Annotated in this window: 26 protein-coding genes; 8 read left to right on the plus strand and 18 right to left on the minus strand. The window is 40.0% G+C overall.

What is annotated here, in order from left to right; translation table 11 throughout:
- Positions 1 to 9: 9 nt before the first annotated feature.
- The gene (locus tag IPJ16_00475) at positions 10 to 2676 is read right to left on the minus strand and encodes a carbohydrate binding family 9 domain-containing protein (protein ID MBK7625674.1); all 2667 of its coding nucleotides are present in this window, start codon (positions 2674 to 2676) and stop codon (positions 10 to 12) included.
- Positions 2677 to 2850: 174 nt separating this feature from the next.
- Between IPJ16_00475 and IPJ16_00480 the strand changes: the two genes are divergently transcribed.
- A complete protein-coding gene (locus IPJ16_00480) occupies positions 2851 to 5055 on the plus strand; it encodes an alpha-galactosidase (GenBank protein MBK7625675.1) in 2205 nt (734 codons plus the stop codon).
- Here the strand turns inward: IPJ16_00480 and IPJ16_00485 are convergent, their stop codons facing one another.
- Both IPJ16_00485 and IPJ16_00490 read right to left on the minus strand, forming a co-directional pair.
- Positions 5056 to 5934: a hypothetical protein gene (locus IPJ16_00485; GenBank protein ID MBK7625676.1), complete on the minus strand. Its 879-nt coding sequence runs from the start codon at positions 5932 to 5934 to the stop codon at positions 5056 to 5058.
- A gap of 228 nt (positions 5935 to 6162) precedes the next feature.
- Positions 6163 to 6606 (minus strand): hypothetical protein, encoded by a 444-nt coding sequence (locus IPJ16_00490; GenBank protein ID MBK7625677.1) that lies wholly within the window; start codon positions 6604 to 6606, stop codon positions 6163 to 6165.
- Between the two features lie 174 nt (positions 6607 to 6780).
- On the opposite strand from IPJ16_00490, the gene crcB reads away from it, so the two are divergent.
- Both crcB and IPJ16_00500 read left to right on the plus strand, forming a co-directional pair.
- Positions 6781 to 7158 carry a fluoride efflux transporter CrcB gene (crcB, locus tag IPJ16_00495; GenBank protein MBK7625678.1) on the plus strand — a complete coding sequence of 126 codons (378 nt, stop codon included), beginning with the start codon at positions 6781 to 6783 and terminating at the stop codon, positions 7156 to 7158.
- A gap of 4 nt (positions 7159 to 7162) precedes the next feature.
- Positions 7163 to 7516, plus strand: coding sequence for a DUF190 domain-containing protein (locus tag IPJ16_00500; protein ID MBK7625679.1), 354 nt, complete (start codon positions 7163 to 7165; stop codon positions 7514 to 7516).
- On the opposite strand, the gene IPJ16_00505 is transcribed toward IPJ16_00500, so the two are convergent.
- The 14 genes from IPJ16_00505 to IPJ16_00570 all read right to left on the minus strand — a co-directional run bounded on the left by IPJ16_00505 (position 7506) and on the right by IPJ16_00570 (position 16693).
- The gene (locus IPJ16_00505) at positions 7506 to 8342 is read right to left on the minus strand and encodes a LysE family transporter (GenBank protein MBK7625680.1); all 837 of its coding nucleotides are present in this window, start codon (positions 8340 to 8342) and stop codon (positions 7506 to 7508) included. The genes IPJ16_00500 and IPJ16_00505 overlap by 11 nt on opposite strands.
- A 43-nt stretch (positions 8343 to 8385) precedes the next feature.
- Entirely contained in the window at positions 8386 to 9456 is a 1071-nt protein-coding gene (gene arsB / locus IPJ16_00510) for an ACR3 family arsenite efflux transporter (protein ID MBK7625681.1), read from the minus strand.
- Between the two features lie 16 nt (positions 9457 to 9472).
- Positions 9473 to 9772 carry a 4Fe-4S binding protein gene (locus IPJ16_00515; GenBank protein ID MBK7625682.1) on the minus strand — a complete coding sequence of 100 codons (300 nt, stop codon included), beginning with the start codon at positions 9770 to 9772 and terminating at the stop codon, positions 9473 to 9475.
- An 8-nt stretch (positions 9773 to 9780) separates the two neighbouring features.
- Positions 9781 to 10815: an acetyl-CoA synthase subunit gamma gene (locus IPJ16_00520; protein MBK7625683.1), complete on the minus strand. Its 1035-nt coding sequence runs from the start codon at positions 10813 to 10815 to the stop codon at positions 9781 to 9783.
- Positions 10816 to 10817: 2 nt separating this feature from the next.
- Entirely contained in the window at positions 10818 to 11243 is a 426-nt protein-coding gene (locus IPJ16_00525) for an arsenate reductase ArsC (protein ID MBK7625684.1), read from the minus strand.
- Between the two features lie 45 nt (positions 11244 to 11288).
- Entirely contained in the window at positions 11289 to 12059 is a 771-nt protein-coding gene (locus IPJ16_00530; protein ID MBK7625685.1) for an NAD(P)-binding domain-containing protein, read from the minus strand.
- Between the two features lie 70 nt (positions 12060 to 12129).
- On the minus strand, positions 12130 to 12552 hold the full coding sequence (locus tag IPJ16_00535; GenBank protein ID MBK7625686.1) for a rhodanese-like domain-containing protein: 423 nt from the start codon (positions 12550 to 12552) through the stop codon (positions 12130 to 12132).
- 46 nt (positions 12553 to 12598) lie between these two features.
- The gene (locus IPJ16_00540; GenBank protein ID MBK7625687.1) at positions 12599 to 13615 is read right to left on the minus strand and encodes a permease; all 1017 of its coding nucleotides are present in this window, start codon (positions 13613 to 13615) and stop codon (positions 12599 to 12601) included.
- A 16-nt stretch (positions 13616 to 13631) separates the two neighbouring features.
- A complete protein-coding gene (locus tag IPJ16_00545; protein ID MBK7625688.1) occupies positions 13632 to 14330 on the minus strand; it encodes a sulfite exporter TauE/SafE family protein in 699 nt (232 codons plus the stop codon).
- A 4-nt stretch (positions 14331 to 14334) separates the two neighbouring features.
- Positions 14335 to 14757 (minus strand): hypothetical protein, encoded by a 423-nt coding sequence (locus IPJ16_00550; protein MBK7625689.1) that lies wholly within the window; start codon positions 14755 to 14757, stop codon positions 14335 to 14337.
- A gap of 23 nt (positions 14758 to 14780) precedes the next feature.
- Positions 14781 to 15014: a TM0996/MTH895 family glutaredoxin-like protein gene (locus tag IPJ16_00555; protein MBK7625690.1), complete on the minus strand. Its 234-nt coding sequence runs from the start codon at positions 15012 to 15014 to the stop codon at positions 14781 to 14783.
- Positions 15015 to 15052: 38 nt separating this feature from the next.
- Entirely contained in the window at positions 15053 to 15355 is a 303-nt protein-coding gene (locus IPJ16_00560; protein ID MBK7625691.1) for a winged helix-turn-helix transcriptional regulator, read from the minus strand.
- Between the two features lie 71 nt (positions 15356 to 15426).
- A complete protein-coding gene (locus tag IPJ16_00565; GenBank protein ID MBK7625692.1) occupies positions 15427 to 16119 on the minus strand; it encodes a DUF4918 family protein in 693 nt (230 codons plus the stop codon).
- A gap of 1 nt (position 16120) precedes the next feature.
- The gene (locus IPJ16_00570; GenBank protein MBK7625693.1) at positions 16121 to 16693 is read right to left on the minus strand and encodes a hypothetical protein; all 573 of its coding nucleotides are present in this window, start codon (positions 16691 to 16693) and stop codon (positions 16121 to 16123) included.
- Between the two features lie 294 nt (positions 16694 to 16987).
- On the opposite strand from IPJ16_00570, the gene IPJ16_00575 reads away from it, so the two are divergent.
- Both IPJ16_00575 and IPJ16_00580 read left to right on the plus strand, forming a co-directional pair.
- A complete protein-coding gene (locus IPJ16_00575; GenBank protein ID MBK7625694.1) occupies positions 16988 to 17458 on the plus strand; it encodes a dCMP deaminase family protein in 471 nt (156 codons plus the stop codon).
- Positions 17445 to 19043, plus strand: a complete 1599-nt coding sequence (locus IPJ16_00580; GenBank protein ID MBK7625695.1) for a S41 family peptidase — start codon at positions 17445 to 17447, stop codon at positions 19041 to 19043. Before IPJ16_00575 ends, IPJ16_00580 begins: the two co-directional genes overlap by 14 nt.
- Positions 19044 to 19149: 106 nt before the next feature.
- Here IPJ16_00580 and IPJ16_00585 read toward each other — a convergent pair whose 3' ends face one another.
- A complete protein-coding gene (locus IPJ16_00585) occupies positions 19150 to 19941 on the minus strand; it encodes an alpha/beta hydrolase (GenBank protein MBK7625696.1) in 792 nt (263 codons plus the stop codon).
- 223 nt (positions 19942 to 20164) lie between these two features.
- Between IPJ16_00585 and IPJ16_00590 the strand changes: the two genes are divergently transcribed.
- The 3 genes from IPJ16_00590 to IPJ16_00600 all read left to right on the plus strand — a co-directional run bounded on the left by IPJ16_00590 (position 20165) and on the right by IPJ16_00600 (position 23615).
- On the plus strand, positions 20165 to 20809 hold the full coding sequence (locus IPJ16_00590) for a succinate dehydrogenase cytochrome b subunit (GenBank protein MBK7625697.1): 645 nt from the start codon (positions 20165 to 20167) through the stop codon (positions 20807 to 20809).
- A gap of 25 nt (positions 20810 to 20834) precedes the next feature.
- Positions 20835 to 22754 carry a fumarate reductase/succinate dehydrogenase flavoprotein subunit gene (locus IPJ16_00595; GenBank protein MBK7625698.1) on the plus strand — a complete coding sequence of 640 codons (1920 nt, stop codon included), beginning with the start codon at positions 20835 to 20837 and terminating at the stop codon, positions 22752 to 22754.
- 126 nt (positions 22755 to 22880) lie between these two features.
- Positions 22881 to 23615, plus strand: a complete 735-nt coding sequence (locus IPJ16_00600) for a succinate dehydrogenase/fumarate reductase iron-sulfur subunit (protein ID MBK7625699.1) — start codon at positions 22881 to 22883, stop codon at positions 23613 to 23615.
- Positions 23616 to 23677: the final 62 nt, after the last annotated feature.

A 23677-nucleotide genomic window follows, 5' to 3' on the forward strand; every position in this document is an offset into this window, starting at 1 on the left:
GATATTTTACTAAAGGGTGAACCAGTAATTAAGTTTTATCAGGAAGATATTATTCGGAAAAACCTTCTGCAGTTCTTTGTAAGAATCACTAAATGATGCCTGTGATGATGAAGTTCTGCCCGATCGTTCGCTTGACCAGACAAAATATATAAAAGATCCCAGACGGTATTCCCATTTAGCCACGAGATTGGAGCGGAACTCATGGAAGTTAAAATCAGGGTTTACAATTGAATACAGCGGAGATGTTATATCAGTAAAATCCTGAAGAATATAATTGTTACCTGTTTTCTGACTGAATAAAAAGTTAAATCTGTCATTTATTGATTTTGCATCCGGAGTAGTTACAACCTTAAAATCTGAGTAGCTTCCCCTCGAGACAAACGGGCTGCCATAATACTGTACAGAGAATTCAGGAGACAGGTTCAGATCTACTCTGAAGGTAAGACCCAGAGTCTTCTGCTCAATTCTTCCAAGTATATATTTTTTCTCTGTATAATAGTCTCTGGCAGCAACATACTGAAGGTTGTCACGATTATCAGAATAGTCGGCTGTAATCCCCAGTTTAAGTACCTGAACCGGACGTACAGAAATGCCCGGGCTAAGCTGATAACTTGAAGCTGATTTATTGCCTCTGCTTTCATAATGATATGAAAACTCAGCAATTACTTTTTTCGACTGATCAGTTTTTACTTTTCCGAAAGTCCCAATACTGCTGGGAACAATCATATCTGGTCCTCCGCGAAGGATCCTTGTGTCAACCTGTTCTGAGTGAAGGATAAGATTGGTATTGAAACTCCAGTTATTCTTAAACTCCGATGAAAATGAAAGATGGCCGCCCGATCCAAGATAAGTACCATTGAAGTTCCAGGTGTTAAATTGTTCGAGGCTTATTGAATATGTGTGAAATACAGAAACAGGCTGATTGATCAGGTAGGAAACAACGTTCTCCTGGTTAATTTCATCAGCAGACCGTAAGTAACCGAGGTCGTTTAGTTCCAGTCCGGGAGAGAGCCATGTTGCTCCTGTTGAATATCTCCAGAATCCTTTTGAGCCCTTCCCTACCTTAACTTTACCGCCGAAGCCGCTCAGATTTGTCTGGGTTGTATCATAGTCGAGGTAGTGAACTCCGGGTCTCTGATAATAACGGGCTGAAGATTCCTGCAAAGCTCTGATGGCCTCAGTTGTCCCGTTCACATAACTGCCGATCATTCTGGCATCAACATAAAACTCTTTGTCTTTCCAGTGATGAAGCAGATCAAGGCCGCCTGTAAAGGCATCTCTGCTCAGAAATTCAAGCGAAGGATCATTAATAAACCGGTTAGCAGAAGTCAGCATACCTCCCACAACTGTATTTCCGGCATTATATCCTTTCTGCACACGGGCAACCATGTAATTTGTAAGAGGTTCCACCTGTCGGGTACTCCTGTTTCCGGCAGGATCGCTGAGGTGAGCCAACTGGTTTGCAGTGAGACTCTGAATAAGACCTACCGAGAGACCCTTTGAGGTGGTGCCACTGAATTTTACCGCACTCAGTATCGCTGTTTTATCAGGTGATTTTACAAAGGTGGTATCATCCGCATCAATAGACAATGATGGAGCATGCCCGATACGGCGCGAATAAAAGAGGCTCTGATCATCAAATTTATAATCGAATATAGTAAGTCCCTCGAGGAAGAACGGACGTTTTTCCTCATAAAATGTCTCAAATGCGGAGAGGTTCATTACCGAAGGATCAGATTCCACCTGTCCGAAGTCAGGATTAACTGTCAGGTCAATTGTGAAGTTGCTTGACACTCCGATTTTGGCATCCAGTCCCATATTACCTCCCCAGGCTTTTCCGTTTTTTGTAAACGGGTTACCGGGCACTTCTTTCATAGTCTTCATGTCGCCAAGTACAAATGGCATTATCTCGAGCCGCCGCGATTTTTTTAATCCGCTGATCCCTTTAAATTCTCCAAAGTTATAGAGCATACCCGGACCAATTTTAGATTGTCTTTCCCAGTTGCTCTCTTCAGAAATCCTTGAGATCCAACGCCATGTATGCAACCCCCACACCTGCTCCTCAGCATTACTGTAACGCAGCTGACTGAGAGGTACTTCGAGCTCGGCCACCCAAGCAGAGTCTTCCAGTCCGGTTTTTCCCTTCCAGACTGCATTCCAGTTAAAGTCCCAGTTCATTGGGTTGAATAACACAAGGTCAACTTTTTGTCCCCATGCAGTTATTGTGAACTCGAAACCGGTCCTGTAATCCCTGTAACTATCGAATGTGAGTCCCACCATATCCCCTACTGTTTCATCGCGAACTCCCGCCATTCTTACAATCTTGTCGGGTTCCCCGTCATATGCCCGGAAAGCGATATAGAGATTCTTATCATCGTACTGAATATTCATTTCAGTTGGATAAGTCGGTTTTGCACCTTCATTCGGAATAAACTGGTGATAGTCGCCTGCCCAGGTACCTTTTTTCCAGCATTCGTCATCAAGTTTGCCGTCAATAACAGGCTTTTCAGTGACGAGCCTGGAGGTTGTGTATTCCGGTTGCTTAAGTGTTGCTCCTTTCGACAAGGTATCCTGCTGTAAAGAGCTTGCTTGTCCTTTAACAATGTAAGAAAGCGAACTTATTATTGTTAATAAAATAACAATAGCCGAGCGAAGATAAGATGCAAATATTTTCATTTATATATATGAAAGAAATAATCAATCGGAATTGCGTTCAAATTTATAAGAATTACTTATTACTCAGTATGTTTTATAAAACTATATGTTGAAAATCAATTCTGGTAAGAATCGTGTATATTTATATTTGAATAATCAGAATTGAAAATATCAAATATTTTATCTGCAAGAAAAATGAAAAAAACATTATTCCTTTTATTCCTTGTCTTTGCAAGTTGTTATATTTCAATGGGACAGCCTCCCATGGGACAACCTCAGACTACACAGGTTCCGGATGTTTTTATTTCCACAGGAACACAAAACACCGACCTTGTTTACAAGGTAAACGGGAGGAACGGAAAGCTATTTCAGGTGTACCTCGGAGCAAAACTGCTTAATACAGCATCATTAAACCAGTTAAGGGATGCCGGGCATCAGGCATATGCAACATATGGAAATGATAATCTCTTTGAACCGGCTGTCAGAATGACACATAATGATGGAAATCAATCCCTTGAACTTAAATATGTGAGTCATACTACTGATAAACCGGATGCCAATACCACTCTTACAAAAATACTACTAAAAGACCCTGTCTACCCTGTTGAGGTAACACTTAACATTAAAGCTTTTGCAGCAGAAGATGTTTTGGAACAGTGGGTTGAGATCGTTCATAAGGAGGCCAAAGCTGTGAAAATTTATAATTATGCCTCATCCATGCTTCATTTTGATGCCGACAGGTACTGGCTGACTCAGTTTCATGGCGACTGGGCTGAGGAGATGAAGATGCAGGAGAGTGAGCTTACCAGCGGTATCAAAATAATTGATACAAAGCTTGGAACCCGGGCACATATGTACCAGACACCTGTATTTTTCCTTTCTCTCAATGAGAAATCTGATGAAACAACCGGAGAACTTATTGCAGGGACCTTAGGCTGGTCTGGTAATTTTCAGTTCCTCTTTGAAATTGATGAAAAGAATTCACTGCGTGCTGTAAGCGGAATAAACCCGTTTGCATCTGAATATTCCTTGCTGCCGGGTAAAGTATTTAAAACTCCTTCATTCATCTTTACTTATTCAGATGAAGGGAAAGGACTTGCCAGCAGAAATCTGCACAGGTGGGCCAGAAATTATGGTGTGCTTGATGGGAATAAAACACGGCTCACTCTCTTAAATAACTGGGAGACAACCTATTTCGCATTTGATGAGCCTAAGCTTTCTGGTCTGCTCGACGACACTAAAAAGATGGGGCTCGATCTGTTCCTTCTTGATGATGGATGGTTTGCAAATAAGTATCCCAGGAATAATGACCGTGCCGGACTGGGTGACTGGCAGGAGAACAAAGCAAAACTCCCGAACGGATTAGGATACCTGGTAAAAGAAGCAGATGCTAAAGGAGTTAAATTCGGAATATGGATTGAACCCGAAATGGTCAATCCCAAAAGTGAACTCTATGAGAATCATCTGGACTGGGTACTAAGGTTCCCGAACAGACAGGAGGTTTATTACCGGAATCAGCTTACTCTCGATCTTACAAATCCAAAAGTTCAGGAGTTTGTATATAACATGGTGGATGAAATGCTTACAAAAAATCCCGGGATAGCTTTTATTAAGTGGGACTGCAACAGTATGATTACAAATCCGTATTCTGCATATTTGAAGGATCAGCAATCGCATCTTTATATTGATTATGTAAATAGCCTTTATAGCGTTCTTGACCGCCTGCGCAAGAAATATCCTACTCTGCCAATAATGCTTTGTTCAGGCGGCGGAGGAAGAGTTGACTATGGCGCTCTCAGATATTTTACCGAATTCTGGGCCAGCGATAACACCGATCCGCTCGAGAGAATCTTTATTCAATGGGGCTACTCATATTTCTTTCCTGCTATATCTGTTTGTAACCACATTACCTCATGGGGGAAACAGTCACTGAAGTTTAAAACCGATGTGGCAATGATGGGTAAAATGGGGTATGATATTCAGATTAATGAGCTTACAGAAAAAGAACTTAAATTCAGTCAGGATGCAATCGCCAACTATAAAAGATTAAGTGATGTTATCTGGCACGGAGATCTTTACAGGCTTATCTCGCCATATAGAGAGAACAGGGCTGTTCTCATGTATGTTAATAATACCAGAAGCAAGGCTGTTCTGTTTTCGTACACACTTAATTCCAGATATGGTGAAGCTTTTAATCGTGTAAGGTTACAGGGGCTCGATCCGGCAAAAACATATAAAATTCAGGAGATTAATCCTTCAACCGAAGGAAGAAGACCGGGGATGCCTTCCGAAGGGGGCAGTGCTGTCAGAAGCTATACCGGTGATTATCTTATGAAAGTCGGTTTGTCGGTTGGTTCGGCAACACCGTTAACCAGTGCTGTATTTGAAATAACTGAATAATTATATATTACCATCCCATCCCGCAAGCCTGGCCCAGAGCCACCAGGCAGCATATGCTTTCTGATTAGCATTAAGGGGTTGACTGTGAGCAGACGAACAACTGTACCAGTCAACCCCTGCAGTATGTGAGTTTTGCCACTGTGCTGCCCAGTTGCTTTCAAGTGTGCCATTTCCGTCGTTATCATAATCACAGGCATCGTTTGGTTTCTTAGCCCCAAAATAAGTTCCATCCGGATTATAACACTCAATATCAGCGAAATCGAATAATATCTTTTTGTTTTCTTTACAATAAGTTCTGATCTGTTCGTTTCTAAGATGGAGATTTCCCGTCAATCCCGTCCCATCGAGATGACCTGTCATATAAACAAACTTTACATTTTTAAAGTCATTTTCAAGAGCAGCCATTAGATTAAGGTATGTTGTAATATCAGCAGCTGTTGCAGTGGAAACCTGTCCACACCATGACCAGATTATTACATTAACATCAGGATTGGCTGACAGATAAGTTCTTGTCCTTGTCGCCCACGAGGTTCTGTCAGGAGCTCCAAGGTCACCTGTCATTGCATAATCATGAAGGTCGAGGGCACCTCCGGCACCTCCGTTGCTCCAACTATAAGCTGATCCTTTGAAAGTTACAAGCCCGGTCATCCCGTCAGTCAGCTGGCTGCCATGAGAAGTATGACCATAGGCAATATGGAGGGTCTGTTTCGCTGATGTGATTGATGCTGCAGGAATTAATGAAAGTTTAGTGCATCTGTGATCAATGATCATATCTGCAGCAGCAGGGTTCTCTTCGGGAATATCATCCGGATTGTTTTCTTTTGAACAACCGGAAATAATAGCTACAAATAGAAACAAAAACAATTGTATTGATCTCATAATAAATATTTTATCATAAAATACTACAAAATTTATGTCGCTCCTTCAACCAATAAGCAATTATTACTTTTTCCGGGTTTTGTTACGACAATTATAAAGACTGTTAAACAAATATTAAGGTTGCATTCTATGTAATTCCAAAAATAAACCACGGATTTCACGGAGTTACACTGATGAAGCACGGATTTAAAATTCCGTGTTAATCCGTGTTTTCCGTGGTAAAAAAAACTATAAGATTTGTAACAAATACAATGCAGCAATTACTATTATTGTTATCGATGAAACACCTATCGGGAACCAGACAGGTGCAATCCAGGGTACCGGAATGAGGAACAGGACGTCAATTGTTTTAAAAGTCGGTGGCCATTTTATGAGAATATAAAGCGACAAATAATAAAACAGATCCCAGAAGGCAAATGTCCATAGGAAAAATATTCCCCTCTCAATCCATGTTATACCAACCAGATATGCTATCAACACAAGCATAATAATCGTGGCTGCCTCCCTGGAAATCTCAATTTTCAGATAATTGGCTGGAATTTTCCCAAGCGACTCCTTATTTGATTCGGAGTCAAGCATACCCAGGGATTTTCGGAGATAAACAACAACAACGCCCTCAAGGTGTGCCATTGCGATACCGAAAACAGCCAGTAGAGATAGTTTTAAAAGCATACTGAATGTGAATTAGTTCAACATATAAGCAAATTTACAAGTTTATAAGAATTTCGGTTTTAAATAAATCTTCATTCTGTTTAATGTGAATGATTTCTTTGTGTTACTTTGTACCTGCCGGTTGTGAGGTAATACTTTGTGTCCTTTGTAGTAAGAGAAATATTTTAATCAGCTATGATCAAAACGCTGCTTCTTGTTGGAACAGGAGGATTTCTGGGAAGTGTTTCCAGATTTCTTGCCTCGCGTTATATGCAGGAAAATTTTCCGACTGCATTTCCATTCGGGACATTTTTCGTGAATGTTGCAGGGTGTTTCCTGATTGGATTGATATATGGTTTTTCAGAACGAAGTGCAGTATTAACCCCGGGGTGGAAATTGTTTCTGGCAGTTGGATTCTGCGGTGGATTTACAACATTCTCAACTTTTGCAAATGAAAACCTTGCCCTTCTTCGTGATGGTGAATTCTATTATTTCTTTTTGTATACCGGACTTAGTGTTTTTCTTGGAATCGCAGCCACTTTCCTTGGAGTCTTATTAACAAAAATTCTGTAACAAGATGAAACCTGCAGACAAAGCAAAACGGTTAAGGATATATATCAGTTCAACTGATAAGTACCACCATTCGCCTCTTTATGAAGTACTGATTTATGAAGCCCGTAACCAGGGTATCTCAGGCGCAACTGTACTTAAAGGAATTATGGGTTATGGTGCCAGCAGTGAGGTACTTACAAATAAGTTGTGGGAGATATCTGAAAAACTCCCGCTGGTTGTGGAAATAATTGATGAATCACACAAAATTGATTCATTTATAGAAACAATGAACCACTATTTTGATGAAGCGGGTAAAGGTCACCTGGTAACTCTTGATGATACTACAGTGGTTTTCCATAAACCGGGAATTAAAAAATAAGGGTAACCGCTTTGTAACCAAAATAAAAACCAATTAATGCCAGAATAATTCCCAGCCCTTTAATTATGCCGGAAATTATTTTGATATTTATCCTTAACCTGAATTTAGCAATCAGAAAAGCCAGCAGGTAAAACCAGAGAATGCTTCCTGTCGCAAGAAAAAATGCATAACAGATACTAATCGCCAGATGGAACCTTGGAGGGAAACTGGTTGGTTCAGCTTCATGATTTGGCCTATTCTTCAGTGGAATTTCATCGAACTTTTCAAGCACCGGAACACTCGGTTTCTCGATTACCACCCCTTCAATTTTTTTAACCTCCTTAACATTCTGATCTAACTTACTCGCCAATCCGCCAGTGTGAAATCCAAGAGAAGCAATTAGTGTGATAACGAAAAAGGATGAGGTGAGCGAACCGATAAAAAGGGTAGGATTGAGAAAACTTATCATAAGTCCGGTATAAAATCCTCCCTTTTCCCTCTTTTCAATCTTATCAACCAGATGAGTTTTATCTTCAAGATGTTCAATATCTATTTTGGTTTTGAAAATTTTGTATCCGAGGAAGAGAAAGAAAAAGAACCCGGCGGCAAACATGTAGGGTATAATCGGGGTATAAAAGGAATACAGTTTTGTAAGCCCGAATACCGCAATAAAAACAAATGTGAAATCGGCAATAGATGCACCCAGACTTACACGGAAACAGTACGCCAACCGTCCCTTTAATGCATTTGAAGTGATAAGAATACTCACAGGACCAGCTATTGGCATAGCGAAGATAAAACCGGCAAGTAACCCGGTTATGCAAATTGTAAGTATACTCTCGAACATTAACCCTTTTTATACTTAAACGGATAATACCATAAAATGGGTACTAAATTAGAAAATATTTTTTTCTGAAGTATAAGGCAACGTTAACCAGGGCTATCATAACAGGAACTTCTACCAGTGGTCCAATCACGGCCGTAAATGCTTCTCCGGAATTAATTCCGAATATTGCGATTGCCACCGCTATTGCAAGTTCAAAATTATTACTGGCTGCAGTAAAAGAGAGAGTAACTGTCTGGCTATAGGTTGCTCCGGCTTTCCTGCTCATGAAAAATGAAGAGATAAACATTACCAGGAAATAAATAATCAGAGGGATAGCTATTGAAATAACATCGAGAGGCAACCTGACTATGTACTCTCCCTTCAATGAGAACATTACAACAATTGTAAAAAGTAAAGCAATTAATGTTAACGGACTTATTCTGGGAATAAATTTAGTATGGTACCACTCCTTATTTCTCACCCTGATCAGAATAAAACGAGTGAGAAATCCAGCTATAAATGGGATTCCAAGGTATATAAAGACGCTTTTTGCGATCTGCCCGATTGTTATGTTTTCAACAATGGTATTTGTCGGAACACCAAACCAACCCGGCAGAATAGCTATGAAAACATATGCATAAACCGAAAAGAAAAGAACCTGAAATACAGAGTTAAATGCAACTAATCCTGCACAATATTCAGTATCACCTTTCGCCAGATCATTCCAGACTATCACCATAGCAATACAGCGGGCAAGCCCGATCATTATTATTCCATACATATATGGAAGGTTGGCATTGTTTTCACCAGGCAGGATTTTGAAGAAGACAATCGCCAGTGTAAACATTAATACCGGTCCGATGATCCAGTTCTGAACCAGGGAAAGACCTAGAATTTTAAAATTCCTGAATACACCACCAAGCTCTTCATATTTAACTTTTGCAAGAGGAGGATACATCATCAGTATTAATCCTATTGCAATAGGAATATTAGTTGTACTCTCAGGTGTGGATTTTAAGGAATCCCAGAATCTGGCTATTCCGGGGAAAAAATATCCGCTAAATACTCCTGTAAACATTGCAAGAAATATCCAAAGAGTAAGGTACCTGTCAAGAATCTTAAGTTTTGGCTTCATATTATAACATTGAAAATTAACAACAATTTGAATCCGAACCGGAGCACCCGCATGATGGTTCTGTATTATTCAGAATTCCATTTATTATTCCCGCAGCACATCCGACACCGGAATTTACCTTAATTGAATTTTGGGGACAGTTTAAAGCGCATGCTCCACACTCCATACAATAATCTCGCCTGACAATATGTGCCTTCCTTCCGGATAATTCAAATACTTCATGCGGACAAACTTTTATACACATTCCGCATCCATTGCAGCTTTCCTCACATAATTCGAGAGTCACAACATCCGACAAATAAACAAGTTCTTTCATAGTAAAGATCATATTAGTTTGCCAATGACTTGTAAAACCACACCCAACGCAGCAAATGCTATCTGTAACGGAAGACTGAACTTCATTTCCTTCTTAACACCCGAAAGTGATGTATATGTTGATGAGCCTGTAAAATTCATCGCAAGAAATGAAGAGATTGCAGTTATAATAAAAAACCAGGAAAAGTTTTCCAATAAACTATCCCCGGTAAAATCCAGTACAAAAAGAATAAGGTAAACCATCGATCCGGTATAAAAACCTTTAATTGAAAAATGCCTGGCTGGAATAAAAGGGAGTAAAACAGGGGTCATAATAATTCCTGACATATAAGCAAATAATACATTTACTATTGCAGTTAACCCATTTGTTGAAAAATCCGCAACGGATAATCCTTTACCAGATAGTCCTGAAAGCAAGAAAAGTATTACCATAGCTCCCAGGAGATAGTATTTCCCATACATAAAATCATTAGGGATCAGCTTAACACGATCAGAAAGATTAAAAGTGACCTTCCTCATCTCTTTATCAGCCCGGTATCCATTGCCCACAAATTTTTGAATATCCGAAGAACGGACTGGTCCATAATGTACATTAAAGGCTGTTTGCTCCTTTACTTTATGAGCAGCAACACCGGTGGCTCCAAGCTGTGGAAGAATTATTCGTCTGTGCGCAACAACTTTATCAAGAGAAACGGACCTTATTCTTTTAACAAGCTCATTGGTACTGAAGGTTCCCTTGCCTGCAGCGCACCAGACATTTACACCTTTTGTATCAAGAACTAGTATCCAGCCATCAATACCGTAAAGATTTTTTCGCACATGGTCGAAAGTCAGTTTATAATTGGCTGTTACAAAAACATCAGATGATTCGTTTGGTTTGCCAACAGCGTAAAGTCCGGGGTTAACTCTGTAATTATTACGGTTGATCCCCCAGCGTACCATTATAGCTCCTAAATAATCTTTATAGCCAAGATAGTCAAGTACAACAGGAACAGTTGTATCTGAAACAGATATACTTCCGTTATAATAAGATTTATTAATCATGACTATAATTTCTTCTTCATTTCAATTTCGAATAAATTAAAAAACTCATCCCTGATATCATTTCTTATTCTGTAGAATTCGTTCAGTATTTCGGTATAGTTTCCCTTTGTTTCCGAAGGATCCTCAAATCCCATGTGCAATCTGTTCCTTACTTTTCCGGGAAAAACGGGACAAACTTCATTCGCATGGTCGCACACAGTTATCACATAGTCCCATTCTTCATTCAGATACTGATCGACATTTTTAGGTTTATGATGACTGATATCCACACCAGCCTTTTTCATAACGTCAATAGCCATCTGGTTTACCTTTCGTGCAGGCTCGGTTCCGGCAGAGTGTACCTCCAGCCTTTTATCAAATGACTGCAAAAATCCATGTGCCATCTGGCTACGGCAACTGTTGCCGGTGCAAAGTATTAGAATCTTCATATATAAAAATATTTCAATTGTTTATCCCTTACAAATATTATATTATCAAGGCTTTATCTTCTCAAACAGACCTATTAGTTTGGTGTTATAAAATTCGTTTATCTGGGACTCATGTTCGCCTATAGGTTTCACAGGAATCAGGTCTATTACATCCTGTGCTGTTAAGCCTGATTTGTACATTAAGTTTAATGACGCAATAAGAGTATCATTTATTGAAGCATTTGCTTCTTTTTCGTTAAGTCCGATTTTCTGTCCAATAGCAGCGAGTTCTCTCCACTGGAACCAGAAATATGTGGGCAGCATTGCCGACATTATTGCATAGCTCTCTAGTTTCTCTTCAGATACTTCAAATGTTTCACCAAGGGTTTTAAGCAAGTCCAGAATTTCCATTTTTTCCCCCTTTTCAAATTCTGATGAAAAGCAAACAGGATTGTACCCTTCATTGATATAAGAAGTTGCATTCGGGATTAATCTTGCGATGTTCTTAATGTGTGGCAGTTTTGATGCCATCTTCGCGATACTAATTTTCGGTGCCAGCGAAATTACGGTTGAATCTGCCTTTATGCTCCCTTTAACTAATTCAAGCGTATCCATAACAACAGGAGGATGTAATGATATAAAAACAATATCCTGACCTGCAGCATTTAAAGAATCAGCGCCTTCAACTTCAGGAAATTTCTTTTTGAGTGATGCCAGAACTTCCGGATTTGTATCTGAAACGACAACCTTACCGAATTTTACTTTCTTGTTACTAAATCCCCGGAGAAGAATTTTTGTTACTCTTCCGCCGCCGATAAATCCAATTGACTTTTTCATAATGATTTGAATTTAAATGAATTTAATGCTGATCATTGCATACAATAACTCAACTTTTGTGTATACTTTTTTATTTGTCTTTTCCCGACTCTCTGGGCTTAAGCTGACACATACATGAACCTGTCAAACGGCTTGAAATGTCAATAGTTACAGGCAAACCATCTCTTTCCCAGTCAACAATTCCTCCTGCCATGTTTGCTATCTTTTTAAATCCCTTTTCTTTCAGGAAAATAACCACTTCCTTACTTCTGAGCCCAACAGTATCAGCAAAAATTAAGCAGGAGTCAACAGGCAAATTTCCGTACTCATTAATAATCTTACTTTTAGGGAATAAGATTAATCCGGGAACATCAAATGATTTGAATCCTCTAAGGTTTTCCTCCCTGACATCTATCAGAAGCGCCCCCTTTTTAACCAGTTCAAAGGCTTCCCCGGGCGAAACATTAAGAATTTCGCAGCTGACAATTCCGAAACCTTCAAACAAGTCTTTCATAACATCTTAGTCTGGGTCCGTAAAATCGAAGCCAGAATTAAATCCATCAAAAAATTGAATTAAAAAGAAAACCAACAATCATAATTCCTGAAGCGACAATCCCAATAAATGTCAGTATCAAAGGAAGTTTCAAAACCTTTTTCAGAATAATTATCTCGGGAAGTGAGAGTCCGATCACTGCCATCATGAACGCAAGTGCTGTACCCAGGGGAACACCTTTCTCAATAAAAACGCTGACAATTGGTATAATACCTGCAGCATTTGAATAAAGGGGCACGCCTATCAGGACCGAAAGAGGAACTGAATACCATACAGATTTCCCCATAAGGTTTGTCATGAAACTTTCCGGCACATAACCATGCGCTGCGGCTCCGACTGCGATACCGATAACAATATAAATCCAGACTTTACCAACTATCTCTTTAACAGCTGTAAATCCCATATCCATTCGCTGCGGGAATGTTATTTTTTCCTCAGCCTCCTCGTCTGATGAACCCATTTTCTCATATACCCAGTTCTCAACATGTCTTTCAAGCTTAAGTTTGCCGATAACATAGCCTGAGAAAATCGCAATTACGAGACCGGTGGCAACATAAATCAGAGCCACCTTCCATCCGAACAATCCAAATAAAAGTATTACTGCAACCTCATTAATCATAGGTGCAGAAATCAGAAAAGAGAAGGTAACGCCGAGCGGTACACCTGCCTGAACAAAGCCAAGAAACAACGGTATTGCAGAGCATGAGCAGAATGGTGTGACTATTCCCAGCAGCGCAGCCATAACATTGCCTGTGAATAAAGATTTCCCTTCAAGAGTCCTTCTTGTTTTTTCCGGAGTAAAATATGTTCTGATAATTCCTACAAAGAAGACGATAAGGATCAACAGCATCAGAACCTTCGGCACTTCAAAAATGAAAAACCTAAGAGACTCAGTCAGATGCATTCCCTTTTGCATACCAAATATATCATCAACAATAAAATCGGTAATGAATTGCAGGTAATGATATAAAGTATACCATATTGCAACCCCCCCAACTATTTTAAAAATCTTCTTCCAATCCATTATATTTATTTGAAAATCACAAAAACACTCTGATAATATAATATATCCCCACTATCATAAATAAAACCGCAATTACCCTCCTGAACCATTTCTCAAAAATTTTAATCTTATTGTAGATGCCTCCGATCCCTGATACTGTATAAGCCAGCAACCATGCAAAGAGGATAACCGGAATTCCGGTTGCTATTGCAAACAAAACAGGCAGATATAAACCTGATGAGCTTACTACAGTCATTGGAACCAGCATACCAAAATAGAGTACCCCGCTATAAGGACAGAAAGCAAGTGCAAAGACCATTCCGAGAAGTAGAGCATCGATATAACGCCAGGATTTTCTTGTTTCCATCCTGGATATCAATCCGCTCAATCCGGGAAAGTTGATTCTGATGAAATCAAGCATAAACACTCCGATTATAAGCAGCAATGGCCCCATGATTTTTTCACCGTACCTCTGGAAAAACCCTGAAAACTTAAACTGATCTGCCCCAATAAATATTATCAAAGGAATCAAAGTATAAGAAATTGCTCTGCCAAGGGTATAAAACAATCCATTATAAAACACCCTGTTCCGGTCTTCGAGATCTCTGCTTATAAATCCGATCGCAGTAATATTTGTGGCTAAGGGACATGGACTTATGGCTGTCATTAGTCCAAGCAAAACAGCTGTCAGCCATGGCATTGAACTGCTATCAAGAAGATTTGTAAGAAATTCCATGTACCTACTTAATCAAAGGATCTACTTTCTCTTTAATTACGTCTCTGAATTTATCTGGTTTTGCAACAGCATAAAGAAAACCTTCGTTTGTAATATTTATCTTTTGATCCCCTTTAACTATGAGCAGAGTCTGACTGTTAACACCGAGTCTTTCACCGGTTGCTTTTCCGGCAGGCTCTTCAATATTCAATGCTGTAAAACTGATCTTACCGGCTTTAAACTGTTCCGGATAAAGCATTTCGACATTTCTTCTGGCTTCAGCTTCAATGGTTTTGCAGGTTACACAACGCGTGGTCATGTGAAAATAATAAACTTCCACATCGTTTCCGGCTGCAGTAACTATCTGTTGTTTTTTATCTGTCTGTGCATTACATGAAACTCCCGATAAAAGCAACAATAGAATTCCTCCAATAAATAAGTTTTTCATTTGATCAAAAGATTTAAGTACCGTTATTTAATTAACAATTGTTTTATCTCATCAGCTGAAGGGATACGTCCCTTCAAAACGACTTTTCCGTCAACAACTAGCGCAGGTGTTGTCATGATGTTGTATTTCATTATTTCCATGATATCCTCAACCTTTGTTATCGTAGCATCAATAGCATTCTTACTTACCACATCCCGTGTCAGTTGCTCCAGTGTTTTGCATTTAGTACACCCGGTGCCCAAAATTTTTATTTCCATTTCTGTATTTTTATTTTTTTGCATCCAATTGTCCTGAATTATCTGTTGAAGAACTGACCAAACATCTCTCTTGCATCAGCCCAGTTTTCCTTGTTGATACAATACTTTATATATGGCGGATTTATTTCACCCTGTATCAGTCCGGCATTTTTTAACTCTTTAAGATGCTGTGACAGAGTCGATCTGGCTATAGGCAATTCCTCAACCATGTCACTGCTGTAACAGCACTTGTCAGTATTCTTCACAAGAAATTCCATGATAAATACCCTGGCGGGATGACCTAAAGCTTTTGAATACCTTGCCAGCCTCTCCTGCTTTTCAGTATATACTTTCACTTTCATTTTGTATTTCGTCTAATTACGAAACAAAAATAAACAATAAGAATTGAAAGTCGCACAGTTTCAGGAAAATTTTAGAGAACAGAAGATAATTCTTTGATGTATTTTGAGATATACAGCTGCTTCTGTTTTGATTTATATTGCATTATAAACCTTGGATGTTCGAGGGGTACTATTTTGCCAAAGTACTTTTTCTCATTATTAAGTTCATGGATGAATTTATAATTTTTACCCGTACCCAGGCAAAAACAGACATCCCGGATTATACCGAAATTCAGTTGCTTTTCAATCGATTCAATCATAAAATCATATACGGCATCAGTCAGTTCCCTGCTGTCGTAATAGTTATAATTTAGCTCGTTGCCATTCTTACCGGTTGATGTAAATCCAAGGGGAGATACAGAGCTTATATAAAAATTTCCATAGAATCTTTCAGTTCCACCGAACGCCTCTATCATCTCATAAACAAATACCGAGGATGTCTCAAAAGTCTGAACTCCGGCTATTGATAATCCGCACTTTTCGATAAGTCTTTTAGTATCTGTAAATGGAATTCCGGTAACCCCGGCACCATGTCGTCCGGGATTGATTCCCAGAATGAGATGCCTCAGATTATGATCATTATAAAATTTGTGATAAAATTGTGCTGTAACAGGTAAGATTTCCGGATTCTCCCTGAAAGGATTCATTATTGATATTCCGTCAGGCAGGGTGCCTGAGTAACCTACTTCTTTATAGAATGAAATGATCTTCTCTGCAAATGTCATCTCAGTTCTTAACACACCTTACTGAATACCTGTTGATCTTTTCAGTACCGTGTATGTCCTCTGCATCCTCTTTTCTGGATATATCAATTACAGCCTTGTCTTCAATAATGAGGTAACTGAAATATTCTGCATTATATGTTCCATATTCTGTTGATGTCCAATAATACCCGCTCTCATCCATTTCTGAAAAAACACCTTCAAAATCCTGCATCCCACCCAGCTGAATATTAAATGCGTCAGGATCCGATCCGTTTTTGCCCCATGATTCCTTATGTTCAAAATGGTTGAAAAGAGTCAGGTATTCATGTCCTGTCGGAAGATGCCATCCATCAGGACAAGCTTTTATTGCAGCCTTCCATTCATATAGTACTCCGTATCCGGGGCTGTTATTAGAGTCGTTATCAAAATATACGCCATCAAGGGATTTGAATCTGAGATTTTCTGCCATCCATGTAATACCATCGAAAGTTACCGTCCGGTAGACATTTCCATCCCTCTTATCTGTAAATTTCTCCTGTGCCGATAAAGCTGAAAAGACTATTGACAAACCAAATAACAATAAGATCTTTTTCATATCATTTAATTTTTTCAGATAACATTATCCCGAAACAACAAACCAATTAAGCAAAATTCGTACCATATGAATTTATCTTTGCAAAATTATATCATGCAATAATATAAAACAGTTGATAAGTTAAAATGTTATAAACATTGCCAGGCAATAGGCAGTAGGCAGCTGGCGTCAAGCGGCAGTTCGACTGCACGACAGCAGGACCGCACGACTGCACGACAATTGACTTTTTATTAGTAATTTAAGTTTTATAATTATCTTTGTTCGCTTTTATAATATGTGTAATTTTCAGGGTAAATGCCAAAAAAGGATTTAATAAGACCATATGGCGATAAGCAGAAAGTTTTCGACAGACGCTATCTTGAAATGGCGCTGATATGGGCTCAGAACTCATATTGCAAAAGGAGACAGGTTGGTGCTCTTATTGTAAAAGGCAAAATGATTATTTCAGACGGGTATAATGGAACACCTTCAGGTTTTGAGAATGTTTGCGAGGACGAAAACAACATCACTAAACCATATGTTTTGCATGCTGAGGCTAATGCAATAACAAAAGTTGCCAAGTCAAATAATTCCAGTGAAGACTCTACTCTTTATGTAACAACATCTCCCTGTATGGAGTGTTCCAAACTTATCATCCAGTCGGGAATAAAACGCGTAGTGTTTTGTAACCGTTACCGTATAACAGACGGACTTGATCTCCTGAAACGGGCCGGTATTGAACTAGTATTTATTGATCCCGAAAAAGAAATCTATGAACTACAATAACTCAACAAAAAGTGTTATTCTGCCTTTATTACTGGGGATATCGCTTGCCATTGGCGTATTAATCGGAAGATATCTTCCGGGCGAGGATCAACAGCCAAAAAATTCGAATATCAGGTCAAGAAATGACAAGCTGAACAGCATTCTCAATATTGTTGAGTCGAACTATGTTGACTCTGTGAACAGAGTTGACTTAATCGAAACTGCTATCCCTGCAATCCTGAAAAAGCTTGATCCCCATTCAATCTATATACCTGCAAAAGACCTTGCCAGAGCCAATGAACCGCTTCAGGGAAACTTCGATGGGATAGGCATCTCCTTCAACATGCTCACCGACACTATTCTAGTAATAAGCACAATACCAGGCGGTCCATCTGAAAAACTCGGACTACAGGCTGGCGATAAGATTCTTTATGTGAATGACTCACTTGTTGCCGGGAAAAATATAAGCGATGAAAAAGTAATGAGTCTTCTGAAAGGGCCCAGAGGAACCGTTGTCAGAATAAAAATACTCAGAAACGGTCATAAGGAGTTACTACCCTTCGAGATTACCCGCGATAAGATCCCGATGTACAGCGTCGATGTTGATTATATGATTACCAACACAATTGGTTATCTGAGGATCAACACTTTCGCCATGACAACCTTTGATGAATTCATGAAAGGCTTGCGCGACCTTAAGAGCATGGGAATGACCAGTCTGATCCTTGACCTGAGAGGAAACTCCGGCGGAATAATGGAAGCTGCCATTCAGATTGCCAACCAGTTCCTGAAAAAAGATCAGTTGATTGTTTACACAAAAGGACGTGCACAGCCAAGAAGTGAAGCCAGGGCAACAGGCAATGGTGAGTTTGAAACAGGTGACCTTGTTATACTCATTGATGAGTGGAGTGCTTCTGCAAGTGAGATTCTTGCCGGTGCGGTTCAGGATAATGACCGGGGTACCATAATTGGCCGCCGTTCCTTCGGGAAAGGTCTTGTCCAGGAGCCTGTATCATTCTCCGACGGATCAGGAATGCGGCTTACTATCGCACGTTATTATACACCATCAGGAAGATCTATACAAAAGCCTTATTCAGATGGATTTGACAAATACTATGACGATCTGAACGAAAGATATTCAAGAGGCGAATTTGAAGTTTCAGACAGTATACATTTTTCAGATTCACTGAAATTTACAACAATCGGGGGCCGCACAGTATATGGGGGCGGAGGTATCATGCCTGATAAGTTTGTACCAGTAGATACTTCAGGAGTATCCTCATATTTCATGAAGGTGAGATCGCAGATCTACAGGTTTGCCATGAACTATACTGAAAAAAACAGGGAGACACTGAAGAAGTATACAGAGGCAGATGAGATGGAAAAATACCTCGACAAACAGGCTCTTCTCGATCAGTTTGTTCAGTTTGCTGCAAAGAATGGCATAAACAAAGATGCAGCAGGACTTAAAACTTCCGGAGAAATAATCCATACTCAGATAAAAGCCTACATCGCCCGTAATATTCTGGATAATAAAGGTTTCTATCCAATATGGGAAAGCATAGACACCACTCTGAAATATGCGATTGAGTATTTGAAAAAATAAGATGTTGCCCCCCTGCCCCCCTAAAGGGGGGTTCATTTCTGCAACTTATCATCAATCATTAAATGTGGATATTTAGCCCCCCTTTAGGGGGGTTGGGGGGCAAAAATCAAGAAAATCTGGTAACAAATTCACTTAATATTTTTACTGAAAGCCCTTCTTCTTCAATAAATCCCAAATGCCCGGAGTTTTCAAGTACGATCACGGTAGCATTCCCGGGCAATTTTACCCTTTTCTGAATAGCTTCAACCGGGATATAGTTGTCCATCGAACCTAAAATCCACAGGCAAGGCACCCTTCCTTCCTCCATAAATGTCAGCCTTGAGGGTCGCTGTATCATTCCCTGAAGGGCTGCAATAATTCCTTTGCCGGGGATCCCCGATGCAATATCCTTCGACCGCTGAAGAGCCACTGAAAATTTATCAAGATTTGAAGTCGCAAACATTCTCGTAACATTGTCGGGATACATCAGATGCTTTTTCCCTGCAATTACAATAGCAATCTCACGCATCCTCTTTTCAATAGCTTCAGGAGTATCCGGTAATGGCTGAGAATGAAACAAACTATATCCAATCAGGTACTCCGGGAAATATTCCAGAAAGGCAAGTGTTACATACCCTCCAAGCGAATGTCCAACAAGAAACACTTTTTTAAGTCCAAGATTATCAATAAGATCCTTAACAATGGATGCCATCAATTCCATTGTATGTACGTCACCTATAACTTCAGAATTTCCATGTCCGGGCAAATCTATTGATATCACCCTGAATTCTGAAGCCAGCTTCTCTCCAAATCCATTCCAAACTTCCGAGGATTCAAGGTACCCGTGAAGTAGTACAATCGGAATACCCTTACCTGAATCATTGTAGTTTATTTTATGGTCTTCAAATAAATGAATCATACTTTATAATTATTTCCAAATCTTTTTTTCAATTATTAGTTCTCCAGGCACTCTAAGTACTTTAGGCACTCTAGGCACTTTAGTCACTTCCTTCTTGTAAAGATAATTATTGGCGCCGAAGGTTGTGATAATTAGCATAAAATTGTAATTATGATATAATAAACCTAACTTTGTTTAACTTCGGCTTTCATCAATAAGAAAATTTACAAACAGCTCACAACCAATGAATAAGATTCTGTTTTCTTCTATTTCGAAAAAATTTGTGATGGCAACTGCCGGACTATTCCTGTTATTGTTCCTGCCAGTTCACCTTCTGATAAATTTTATGCTTCTTAAAAGCGATCCGGAACCATTTAATAAGGCGGCCCATTTTATGGCAACTTTCCCTCTGGTCAAAGTTTTCGAAATTGTCCTGATTGGCGCAATAATGATCCATATTACATGGGGGATTATGCTTCAGATACAGAACTGGCTTGCCCGTCCTGTTGGTTATGTAAGTGGCAGCAAGGCAGATACTTCCTTTTTCTCCAGGTTTATGATATGGACTGGGTCCTCAGTACTGATATTTCTTGTGCTTCACTTCTTTAATTTCTATTTCGTAAAGCTGGGATTAGTCCCCGGAGATGCTGAAGATTTTTACTCAATTGCACACAACCTTTTCAAGCTTCCGATGTATAATTATATCTATCTGACATGTTTTACACTGCTGGGTTTTCACCTCTATCATGCATTAGGATCAGCTTTCCAGACACTTGGACTAAATCACAGAATCTGGACTCCGGTTGTTAAGGTAATATCTATTATTTATGCAATTCTGCTTCCTGCAGGTTTCGCATTCATATCAATTTCTTTATGGCTTTTCAGGTAATACAGAAAAGAAAAAATATTAAATCATGGGAAAACTAAATTCTAAGATACCAGATGGTCCGCTTGCACAGAAGTGGACAAAATATAAAGCATCGGTAAAACTGGTCAATCCGGCCAACAAGAAAAAGCTTGAGATTATCGTAATTGGTACCGGTCTGTCAGGTGCTGGTGCTTCATCGGCTCTGGGAGAACTCGGGTACAGCGTAAAAACATTCTGTTATCAGGATTCCCCCCGCCGCGCACACTCAGTCGCCGCCCAGGGAGGTATCAATGCTGCGAAAAATTACCAGAGCGACGGAGACAGTGTGTACCGTCTTTTCTATGATATGATTAAAGGAGGAGACTTCAGGGCTCGTGAAGCGAATGTATACCGGGCGGCTGAAGTAAGTAATGAAGTCATTGATCATTACACCGCACTCGGTGTTCCTTTTGCCCGCGATTACGGAGGCACACTCGATACCCGGTCATTCGGAGGAGTGCAGGTCTCAAGAACATTCTATTCAAAAGGTCAGACCGGTCAGCAGTGTCTTCTCGGAGCATATTCATCTCTTAACAGGCAGATAAAAAAAGGTAATGTAACAATGTACCCCCGTCGTGAAATGCTCGACCTTGTACTAATCGACGGTAAAGCACGGGGCATAATTGCAAGAAACCTCTTAACAGGTGAAATTGAAAGGCATGCTGCTCATGCTGTTGTACTGGCTACAGGTGGTTATGGAACTATATATTATCTCTCTACACTGGCAGTAAATTCCAACGCATCTGCAGCATGGAAAGCCCATAAAAAAGGAGCCTTCTTTGCTAATCCTAGTTTTGTCCAGATCCACCCAACTTCCATTCCTCAGTTAAATGAGTTCCAGTCAAAGCTTACCCTGATGTCGGAATCATTACGTAATGATGGTCGTATATGGGTACCAAAAACAAAAGGGGACAAGCGTAAAGCGAACGAGATCCCGGAAGATGAAAGAGATTATTATCTCGAACGCAGATATCCTACATTCGGCAACCTTGTGCCACGTGACGTTGCTTCAAGGGCAGCAAAAGAGAGATGCGATGCCGGATATGGTGTTGGCGAAACCGGACTTGCCGTAAATCTTGATTTCAGGGACGCAATTAAGAAGCAGGGAGTGAAAACAATTGAGAACAAGTATGGCAACCTCTTTGAAATGTACAGGAACATTACCGGAATAAATCCATACGAGGAACCAATGCGGATCTATCCGGCCGGTCATTATACAATGGGCGGATTATGGGTCGACTACGAGCTGATGACAACAATACCCGGATTATATTCAATCGGTGAATCCAATTTCTCTGATCATGGTGCAAACAGACTTGGAGCCAGTTCTCTGATGCAGGCGTCAGGTGATGGATATTTCATTCTTCCGAATACTATAAGCAACTACCTGTCGAATGAAATAAGCGTGGCAAAAATTTCTACGGATAAACCTGAATTCGCTGAAGCAGAAAAAGCGGCTGTTGACAGGATCAATAAACTGATATCAATAAAAGGGAAACAATCAGCCGGATCATTTCATAAACGTCTCGGTAAGATTATGTGGGATTATTGCGGAATGATAAGGAATGAGGAAGGTCTCAAAAAGGCGCTTGGTCTGATCAACGATCTGAAAGAAGAATTCTATAAAGACCTGAATATTCCTTGCCCGGCTAATGAACTCAATATGGAACTCGAAAAAGCAGGACGTGTTGCGGATTATTTCGAACTCGCAGAACTGCTTGTTACAGATGCTCTTAACAGACGAGAGTCGTGTGGTGCGCATTTCAGGGAAGAGTTTCAGACACCCGATGGTGAAGCCATGAGAAATGATGACGAGTTTGCATATGTCGCTGCATGGGAATATGCCGGTGAGGGCAAACAGCCTATCTTACACAAGGAAGAACTGAAGTTTGAAGAAGTTGAAATGAAAGTGAGGAGCTACAAATAAGGGTGCGGGGTGCGGGGTACGGGGTGCGGGGCTAAAAAGATTAAAATTTCTTCCCCATACCTCGTACCTCGTACCTCTGACCAAATAATTTATCGAAAATAATATTATTCTAATAATAGAAAGCATATGAAGCTTACACTGAAGATCTGGCGCCAGAAAAATGCAAAATCCAAAGGTAACTTTGAAACCTACCAGATGGATAATGTCTCACCTGAGATGGCATTCCTTGAGATGCTTGATGCTCTCAATAAAAGGCTGGTAGAGGAAGATAAAGATCCTGTTGCATTCGATCACGATTGCCGTGAAGGAATCTGCGGATCCTGCGGAATGTATATAAACGGGCATCCTCACGGACCGATTCCTGCAATAACAACATGTCATCTCTCAATGAGGTTTTTCAAAGAGGGCCAGACAGTCTGGATCGAACCATGGAGAGCGAAACCTTTCCCGGTCATTAAAGACCTTATTGTTGACAGAACTGCTTTCGACAAGATTCAGATAGCAGGCGGATTCATATCCGTTAATACCGGTGCTGCCCCTGAAGCCAATAATATTCTTATCAGGAAGAAGGACTCCGACAATGCCTTCGATTCTGCCATATGTATCGGTTGTGGGGCATGTGTTGCTGCATGTAAGAATGCGTCAGCGATGCTCTTTGTTTCTGCAAAAATATCTCAGTTTGCTCTTTTGCCTCAGGGAAAAGTTGAAGCAATAGACAGAGTAAGGGCAATGGTTGCCAAAATGGATGAAGTTGGTTTCGGAAACTGCTCAAATACAGGCGCATGCGAAGCTGAATGCCCGAAACAGATCAAGCTCACAAATATCTCCCGGATGAACAGGGAGTACTTCAAAGCATACTAATTATTCTTCCCTCTGTGCAACTCTGTGACTCCTCAGTGTAACTCTGTGACAACTCTTTTTTT

The sequence above is a fragment of the Bacteroidales bacterium genome (genome assembly GCA_016709865.1).
GTDB lineage: Bacteria > Bacteroidota > Bacteroidia > Bacteroidales > VadinHA17 > LD21.